Below are 8,875 nucleotides of genomic sequence, written 5' to 3' on the forward strand. Positions count from 1 at the left end.
CCAGATTGTTTTCGGGATACGTAAAGTTTTTCTTGACTTCTTTGAACACAAATCGGGAAATAAATTCCGGGCTATTATTAGGAAACATTTCAAAATCAGTAATTGTCAGGGCAATCACTGGCTTCAGCAAGCGATATCCTTGGGCTGCTTCCAATTGAAAAGCATAAGTTTTCGCTGCATTGTACAAAACTCGCTTGCCAAAAGACTGGACGTTGAGCACCTGCATTTCAATAATTACTAAAGTGCCATCGCTGAGTTTGGCTTTCACATCCAGATAACTATCTTTTAAGCCTTCTAGTTTGGGTGGTAGATTCGGGTTGATGATTTCTAAGTCTTGAATTGTGGGATTGCCTTCATAAATCAAGGCGTTGAGAAAGCTAATTAGAATCTCTTTGCTTTCTGAGGAACCGAAGATTTTTTTGAAGGCGTAATCGGTTTTCGGGTTGATAAATATCATGGTTATAAATTTTTCCGTAGGTATGAATTCAATCAGTACAGTAAATTATGCTCGTAGGAAGGGGTTAAGAATCTCCCCGCAAATTTTGCACATCCTCAACGCTAAGCCCCGTAACTTGGGCGATCGTGGCATTATCTAGCTGTGAAAGTAATTGTCGCGCGATCGCCAGCTTTTCTTCTCGCTTTCCTTGTTCTATGCCTTGTTCTATGCCTTGTTCTATGCCTTGTTCTATGCCGTCTTGAACAGCCTTAATAATTGCTCCCTGTTGGTCATAAATAAACTGTTCTCTTCTGTCCAAATCTTCCACTTCCTCTCTGCTCAAACTTGCTTGATTCGCAATATTAAAAGCTTCATGTATTTCTGGTATGCTATCCATTGTTTCTGGAACCGATGTCAGACTTCTCGCATTTTTCATGAAATAAACCCATTTGTCTGCTAAAGTTTCAAGTTCCTCCTCTCCTTTGGTAAACTTTGGCAACTCTACAAATACTAAATCCAGATTGTTTTCGGGATACGTAAAGTTTTTCTTGACTTCTTTGAACACAAATCGGGAAATAAATTCCGGGCTATTAGGAAACATTTCAAAATCCGTAATTGTCAGGGCAATCACTGGCTTCAGCAAGCGATATCCTTGGGCTGCTTCCAATTGAAAAGCATAAGTTTTCGCTGCATTGTACAAAACTCGCTTGCCAAAAGACTGGACGTTGAGCACTTGCATTTCAATAATTACTAAAGTGCCATCGTTGAGTTTGGCTTTCACATCCAGATAACTATCTTTTAAGCCTTCTAGTTTGGGTGGTAGATTCGGGTTGATAATTTCTAAGTCTTGGATGGTGGGATTTCCTTCATAAATTAAGGCGTTGAGAAAGCTAATTAGAATCTCTTTGCTTTCTGAGGAACCGAATATTTTTTTGAATGCATAATCCGTTTTAGGGTTGATAAATATCATAGTTGTCAGATTTAGCTTTGAGGTTATTGGTTTTGTGACGAACCAACGGGATTGGATCTGGGTCAAACTGCTGATTTTGTTTCAGGTAATGGTTTGACATTTTCCGGCAAATGTGCATTGGCGATCGCCAGCACAGGCTGATCGTCCCTGTGTTCGCCGTCGGGGGGAATTGGGCAAGAAATCAGTTCTGTGACGATGCGATCGCCCAGAACATCTTCCCAATCTTGCAACTGTTCTCTGGCTTTGATCGGTGTATTGACAGCCACGTCTACGCCCATTTGCTGAAGGTTGAGGCTGTGAGCTGTCGATCGGCGGTTGACCCACTCCACCAGCCAAACGCTCAATCCGACTGCTGCCATCAAAGGCAAGACAATCCGATAATCGCGGGTTAATTCAAACATCAACAGGATGGCTGTCAGCGGTGCTCTGGCGCTGCCGGCGAGGACGGCGGCCATTCCCACCATTGCGTAGGCGGCAGGGCCAGCGACTCGATCGCTCATTGCCGGCAGCATTTCCAAAAAGAGGCCGTAAGCCGAACCCAGGGAAGCTCCCAAAAACATCGCCGGAGCAAAGATGCCACCAACTAAACCGCTGCCGAGGCTGATTGCGGTCATCGCCAGTTTGACAAACAGCAGCAGCAGTAGCAAAGGCAAGGAAAATTTAACATCTTGGAGCATTGCTTGGACTGTTTCGTAGCCGACACCCAAAATTTGAGGCAATTGCAGGGCGACTAAGCCGACTCCTGCCCCGCCGATGATCGGGTGAAGTGGCCGGGGCAGTCGTCCGAGCCAAGCAAATCCTCGGACTTTTCCTTGAAAACAGGCCTCGGCTAATTGAATTGCTTCTGTGTAGGCTAGAGACACTCCGCTCGCCAAAAGTCCCAATCCCATGTACAGAGGCAGTTCTAGGGGGCTGCGGACATCGTATATCGGCAAAGAAAAGGCCGGCTGAGCTCCCAAGCAGATTTGAGCGATGAGCGCGGAAACTACGGCGGAGAGCAAGACAACGCTGACTGAGGAAGTGGCGAAGGTGCTGCCGAGCACGACTTCTAAGGCAAAGAACACTCCGGCGATGGGAGAGTTAAACCCGGCCGATAAACCTGCTGCTGCTCCGGCGCCCAGGAGCAAGCGCTGCCGTTCTGGGGAGAGCTGTAAGACTTGAGCCAGCAGCATTCCAAAATTAGCGCCGATTTCGACGCTGGGGGCTTCCGGGCCGAGGGATGCGCCGGTGCCGAGGGAAACTGAGGCTGCCACCATTTTGGTGATGGGTTTGAGGGGGGAGAGTTCTTGCAGCCCGCGGGTGGCTGCAATTAAGGAAGACATATTCGGGCCAAAGTCCCGAAATCGCCACCGCATCAGCCCGATGATGACTCCGCCGAGGGTGGGAATGCAGGCTAGCGTCCAAGAGCCTTTCGAGGCGATCGCCCCCATGAAGTCTTCCAGCATCAGGGTGTGGATGAAGTGGATGAGGTAGTGAAACGTGACGACGCCTGCGCCCGTAACTCCCCCGATGACTAGGGAGAGGATGAGCAGGAGGGTTTCTGGACTGGGGTGCAGGCGGTTGAATAGCGGGCTTAGTCGGGAGGCTTGGGGAGTTGCTGCGGTTGGCCCGGGTGGCGGCAGATCCACAGGAGGGATGGCTCTCATTTAGCGGTTAATTCTTCGGTGAGAAGTTATATAATATTACAATTTATTTCTTATTTTCATTTTGAGTGATTTTAGGGGAATTGACAACTTATATTAAGGCGTATTTTAGGGTAAATTTTTTTGGCTGGCCGCTGGGGTGGAATGACTGATTCTGAGGAGCGGCGGATTTGGCGTGATTGTATGCTCAGTTACATTCAAACTTAGATACACTCTCGCGATAATCCTCATTAACTATATTTAGAGTTTTGGCGCTTAGGTCGATCGCCTCACTGAACTCGCAATATCATATAACTCAGTAAAAAACAACTTTCAAATTAAAGAATTGGCGCTTGGAGATTTTACCTAACAACCACAAATCTCAAACCAGAAATCTCAAATCTCCAATTTTAAATCCCTTGCTCGCGCATACTATCACATCGGTTGTTGAGTGGGCGGAATTTTTGGCCGGGGTTTGGCGATCGACATTAGCGGATCGCCGATGGTGGCGACTTTCCAGGGTGGGGATTCTAGCTGGCGTGCTGCGATTAAAAAGGGTGCTCCTCGCTTTAGGCGATCGACCATTAATTTAGGTGGAATAAATGCCGATAAAAAAGGTTCGTTGACGCTGCCAATATATGCGTAAGCACCATTCTCTAGCCACCTTCCGGCAACGGTGTTTGTGTCATCGGGGGCTGCTGCTGACCAACTGTGGATCATGTGGATTGCGGCAGGAAATTGAAGTTTTGGTATATCTTCAACTGAAGCGTCGCCGTTGCCCACTTGGAATGATTTTGGATAGCCTTTGGAATTCATTAATATTAAGTCAAATGTCCACGGTTTTGAGGCTAAACTCCTCCACTTTTCCAGGCTAGATTCTGGTTGCTGCACTACTTGGACATTTAAACCTATGGTTTTTAGTCCGCTAGCTGCTTCCTCCATTTCATATTTTGCCCAATTTCCTTCCTTGGGGTAACTGTCATAAAGCATGGCTGTTTGGCTGTCGAGAAATATGGCACACATGGCTTGATAGATCGATCGCACCTCGGAACCGTAAATCCAGCCAACAGCCGCCCAGCGTTCGCCGTTGGGGTGTCTTCCCAAACCGTCGGTAACGGCTAGTTGTTCGTCTGGTTTTTCAGGAGATTGATATTTGACTGCTAGTTGGCGTACAATGGTTATTGTGTCGATCGCGTCTGCGAGTTGAGAGTAAAAATATCCGGTTGATTCGACAGCTTTTGTAACTGCTAGTTGCAGAGTTTTCCACTGTGTGTTATTGAGGGTATCGTTGGGTTTCCCGAAGTTGCCTTCTACAAATACTAAAGGTTGGCCGTGGGCGGCTGCTAAGGCAACTGCTGCTGATCGTGCGGGGTCGTTTTCTGATGTGATTACTACTCCTGGGGGTTCCCAGCCGAGTTGCGTCCATTTTGCTTTTAAGGTTGGAGTATCGGTGGCATTCCAGGCGGCTGCTGCGCTGTTGAGCATTAATTGCTGGAGTTTTTGATTTTTTGGCAGTTGCTGTTTGATGCTTGGCAAACGGACTATTTCTTCGGGTTGAAAGCGCTGCAAAAACATGGGCGCATATTTTTGGTCTTCGATGAGAATAGGCCAGTTTCCTTTGAGATTCCATTTTTGGATGGCTGCTAAGAATGTGGCTTCGTCGGGTACTAAAACTACGCGGTTGACTGTTGGTATATTTTCACGGAGGATGGCCGATCGGAGGCCTGTTTGAATTGGCCAGGGTTCTTGTTGGGCTGAGGCGGGAAGTTGAAATGGTTTTTTGAAAATGCGATCGCATCCGACACCGATTATTGCTAAGCTTACAATAAGTGCGATCGTCAGGAATTTAAATTTTAACTGTTTTTTCATAGGGGCAGGGGAAGGAAGGAACTAGGTTATACATACGAACCATTATCGAAATATTTTTAGGGGCTGCAAGCGGATGTTTCGAGGCGCGGGACAAAGGAAAATTGTAAGTGCGATCGGGCTGGCCACTTTTAGTATTATTGCCTTAGCAACTACAGGTTTAATAATTTTCGCAGCGAACCGTTCGTCAGTCAAGCATCAAGTCCGGCAATTGCTGACAGCGAGGGAATGTCAAGGTTGCAATCTTTCCGGGGCGAATTTGAGCGAAGTTTTTCTGGAAGGCGTCAATTTAGAAAAAGCCAACCTGAAAGATGCCAATTTGTGGAGCGCGCATTTGGTAAACGCTAACTTGAAACAGGCAAATTTGGCTGGGGTTTACCTGATAAGCAGCAATTTGGCAGGGGCAAATTTGGAGGGAAGCAATTTAGAAAATGCGTTTTTAGAGGATGCTTATTTGGGAGGGAGTAATTTGAGAAATGCTAACTTAACAGGAGCTTTTATGAAAGGTATTTTTCTTGTTAATGCTGACTTGGAGGGGGCGAATTTGGAGGGGGCTAATCTGTGGATGGCTAATCTGGAAAGTGCTAATTTGAAGGGTGCTAATCTGAGGAACGCTTTGCTGTTGGATACTAATTTAGAAGGGGCGAATTTAAAGGGTGCGGTGATGCCTGATGGTACGCGGCAGGAATGAAAGTCAGTTGATAGTTGTCAGTTGACAGTTGTCAGTTGATAGTTGTCAGTTGTCAGTTGACTCCGAAAGCAGTCATTAGTCAGTAGTCATCAGTCATTAGCATTAGTCAGGAGAAAGAGGGATCGCGCCTGCAACCTTCATTTCCCGTTATTTTGTGAGGAGATGAAGGTGTGAGGTGCGATCGTCATTCTAATAGCTAGCAGTTTGGTGTATTGTTGGCGATCGAGCTGATGGAGCACGTGAGGGCGATCGTTGAGAGAGATGGTAACTCAAATATAGAGAATTTCGAGCTGTGGCAACAGCAGAGACAAATGCGCCTGCTGCTTTCATCATCCATCTAACTCAACTTGATTTACATACGTTCTGCAAATCTTTGAACAGCTTTTGGCGCGAAAGCAGCAACTAAAAAAGCAGTTGTAATGTATTTCCCCTCAGAATCTTTGCTAGTTATTGTTATTGCACCAAACACAATCGCTGCAATCAGCGCAATAAAACTCATGGCTCGCATTGTCGAGTATTTCCCATTATCTTCCTGGAATAATTCGGCAAGCTCTTTTCCATGTTCTGAAGAATTTGGTTGAGTCTCAACTATAGAAGAATGTGTCATTTGATTAACCTCCTAAATGATTAAAGCTTAACTAAGTCCTAACTTAGTTCGAGTGTGGCTACCAACTCTTCCATCATCTTCAAGTCCAACAGAACGCTGGAAAGCTTTTACAGCCGTTTGTGTATTTTCACCAAATACACCATCAACTGCTCCTGGATTAAATCCCCGATCGCGCAATCGCTGTTGGAGTTTTATAACGGCTGAACCTGTTGAACCCAAGCGTAGAGTCACAAATGGCGACTCATTTTCTAGCTGTTCGGGAGTGAATTGCATACCTAGCTTATCAGCAACTTGTTTTCTCAAACTGGGAAGTTGACTGTACAGCAAATCACCCGGACAATCAGTATTGCTGAAATCTCTGTGTCCCTTGATATTGAGCGGACTAATATTGCAAGAATCGCATAATGACACACAAAGTTCTACAAGGCTCTCCCATTGCTTTTCACTCATTTGGAAAGTCATGAAATTCCCTTCATTTTCAATACCAGGAGATTGATTGCCGTTGGCTAATTTTCCTGGATCTTGCCCTGCATGGGCTGACTGAATGCAAAACCCTTTTTTCACAGCATCTAGGGAACCGTGCCGACCTTCTAAAATCAACCCTCCGGTTGTATTTAAGAAGTTGTGTCCTGAGTCCGACCAATCATTATCATCCATGTGAAAGTTTTGAATGTTTCGCGCTAACTTAATCGCTCCTTCAAGCGTGCCTCTTGAGGCATCGTCGGGAGGGTTTGGGTTGTTTGTATGATGGACGATGACATAGCGGGGAATAGTCATTTGAAAAGGAAATGTTCCAGATTTTGGCTGTCTGGCTCCCCACGCTGCTGCTGTTACAACTTTTGCTGTAAATGACATAAAAAATGACTCCGAATTGTTTAATTTGTAGGTGGAAGTTACCCCACGGAGGGGGCAACTTCTGTTTAGGCTATGGCTTTGAAGTAATGCTCAGCGATCTGCGCGATGTGGTCAGCCCTGTCCAGTCGATTCACTATTTTTCGGGCGTTATAGAAATCGCGATCGGCGCCAACAATGAAATCACTCAAACCTACACCCGTAAAGCTACCATCGCGCATTCCCCGAACTAGAATCATGGCAGCGATTTCAGGGAGAGCGGCTTTTTCTGGATTATCTATCAAATTAATTCCGAGTTTTTCACTCCAGATTTGATAGTTGTGACGCCCTGTAATTTGGACGAAACCTCTGCCTTTGAAGCGAGGCCCATCACCGGATTCAGTGTTCCCTAAATCTTCGTGGCCTTCATAATCCCACCCATCAGCTAATTCCATCATCAAACGTCCAAAATGGCATTCATGTTCGGCTGTTGCAAAAACATAGGCAATTTGCCCGCGATCGATGACACCATTATCGAGACATTGATTGAGGATAAGAGGCAAATTTTTCTTGGCAAAGGGGCGAATTTCGGATATGCATTGAGCAATATCTAAAATATTATCAACGCTGGAGAAGCCACCTGGCATATCCCAAATCTTGGGTTTGCGAGTAACTATTGCGATTTCTTCTGGCTTCACCTTCAGCAACTCAGCCCAGGTATTGCGATCGACTTTACCTGTTACCTTTAGTCCGCCTGGGACAAATTGGCTGCGATCGGCAGGGCGCATCCGTTGAAATTGCTCCACTGCGGCCTTAGTGACAGACCCAAAAAGCCCGTCAATTTTGGCATCTTTTGGTAATAATCCCCAATCTTTCAAGCGCCTTTGCAGGATTTCGACTTCATCAATCAGGTGAGGGGTATCAATAATCCCGTCATTAATTTGTAACTCAACTTTTTCAATCTTCATATTCACAGCTCCAAGTAGTAATGATGTTTGTAGTAAGGACTGAGCGTCCTTTCTTACAGATTTGGGAAAAATGCGGACTAAAGTCCTCACTACAAACCTTTTTTATGGGCGATTCATCCGAGGCGATATCAATCGCCAACCAGTAAATTTTGAGAGTTATTTAGAAATTCGATGCAGCCACATTGTTGCAGTAGAGTCAATTTTGCTACTGTCCCAATTGTCATAAAAAGATAAAGCTTCACGCAAACTAAAAGCATTGCCAGCGGAGGATATCAATTTACGACTGTATAACTTGTTTTCGCCCTTGTTATCTGGTGAAGATGGGGAATTTTTCCGATAGCCTGCGTAGAACCACTCTCCGGCTGGATCGTTCACAAAAAAGTCACCCTTGTCGTTATAACCGCGAATAACTAGAATGTGACCCGGAACAGTCCAATAACCGTGCAATATACATATCTCGCCAGAATCGAGAGAGCGAGTGATGTCTGAAAGACTCCCTTTCAATGTCAAATCATCTCTCAACCCCAAACCCTCTAACAATCTTTTGATGCCATCGGGAGAACCGTGATCGATTCCCAGCCTGTCGAAACGTTTTTTAACATCATCTTCGTACTGTGCAAAGGGGCCTAAATCTGCAACTTGAAAGTATTTCAGACACATTGCCGAACTTGTAGCACCGCAAGTGCGCCAGGGTTCAATTCCGTTATCATATTGACTGAAATACGGAACGTTATGATTGACAGCCATAATTTACCTCAAGGTAAGTGTTGTAAAGGATTGATTTAGCCTCAGACCATTTGTTTGAGCGTAAGGATTCAGGTCTGAAATTCGGGAATGAGGTCAGGCATAGGAAAGTAGTCACAAGAATGGGCAGAAAGAGCCTC

Annotated in this window: 9 protein-coding genes; 1 reads left to right on the top strand and 8 read right to left on the bottom strand. The window is 45.6% G+C overall.

What is annotated here, in order from left to right; genetic code table 11:
- From QT990_RS34825 to QT990_RS34840, 4 genes are all read right to left on the bottom strand, one after another.
- The coding region (locus QT990_RS34825; RefSeq protein ID WP_333466357.1) for an Rpn family recombination-promoting nuclease/putative transposase at positions 1 to 457 on the bottom strand (457 nt) is incomplete at its 3' end.
- 64 nt (positions 458 to 521) lie between these two features.
- A complete protein-coding gene (locus tag QT990_RS34830) occupies positions 522 to 1,406 on the bottom strand; it encodes an Rpn family recombination-promoting nuclease/putative transposase (protein WP_333145766.1) in 885 nt (294 codons plus the stop codon).
- A 62-nt stretch (positions 1,407 to 1,468) separates the two neighbouring features.
- Positions 1,469 to 3,052 carry a chloride channel protein gene (locus QT990_RS34835; RefSeq protein WP_333145761.1) on the bottom strand — a complete coding sequence of 528 codons (1,584 nt, stop codon included), beginning with the start codon at positions 3,050 to 3,052 and terminating at the stop codon, positions 1,469 to 1,471.
- Between the two features lie 411 nt (positions 3,053 to 3,463).
- Positions 3,464 to 4,897: a hypothetical protein gene (locus QT990_RS34840; RefSeq protein WP_333145759.1), complete on the bottom strand. Its 1,434-nt coding sequence runs from the start codon at positions 4,895 to 4,897 to the stop codon at positions 3,464 to 3,466.
- Between the two features lie 73 nt (positions 4,898 to 4,970).
- Between QT990_RS34840 and QT990_RS34845 the strand changes: the two genes are divergently transcribed.
- Positions 4,971 to 5,585 (top strand): pentapeptide repeat-containing protein, encoded by a 615-nt coding sequence (locus QT990_RS34845; protein ID WP_333145756.1) that lies wholly within the window; start codon positions 4,971 to 4,973, stop codon positions 5,583 to 5,585.
- Between the two features lie 352 nt (positions 5,586 to 5,937).
- Here QT990_RS34845 and QT990_RS34850 read toward each other — a convergent pair whose 3' ends face one another.
- The 4 genes from QT990_RS34850 to QT990_RS34865 all read right to left on the bottom strand — a co-directional run bounded on the left by QT990_RS34850 (position 5,938) and on the right by QT990_RS34865 (position 8,738).
- A complete protein-coding gene (locus tag QT990_RS34850; protein ID WP_333145754.1) occupies positions 5,938 to 6,192 on the bottom strand; it encodes a hypothetical protein in 255 nt (84 codons plus the stop codon).
- A 27-nt stretch (positions 6,193 to 6,219) separates the two neighbouring features.
- On the bottom strand, positions 6,220 to 7,047 hold the full coding sequence (locus QT990_RS34855) for an N-acetylmuramoyl-L-alanine amidase (RefSeq protein WP_333145752.1): 828 nt from the start codon (positions 7,045 to 7,047) through the stop codon (positions 6,220 to 6,222).
- Positions 7,048 to 7,112: 65 nt separating this feature from the next.
- Positions 7,113 to 7,991, bottom strand: a complete 879-nt coding sequence (locus tag QT990_RS34860) for a peptidoglycan-binding protein (protein WP_333145749.1) — start codon at positions 7,989 to 7,991, stop codon at positions 7,113 to 7,115.
- Positions 7,992 to 8,147: 156 nt separating this feature from the next.
- Positions 8,148 to 8,738 carry a C39 family peptidase gene (locus QT990_RS34865; RefSeq protein WP_333145747.1) on the bottom strand — a complete coding sequence of 197 codons (591 nt, stop codon included), beginning with the start codon at positions 8,736 to 8,738 and terminating at the stop codon, positions 8,148 to 8,150.
- Positions 8,739 to 8,875: the final 137 nt, after the last annotated feature.

Origin of the sequence: Microcoleus sp. T3_B1 (genome assembly GCF_036700445.1) — a bacterium.
In the GTDB taxonomy this organism is placed as follows: Bacteria; Cyanobacteriota; Cyanobacteriia; order Cyanobacteriales; family Microcoleaceae; genus Microcoleus.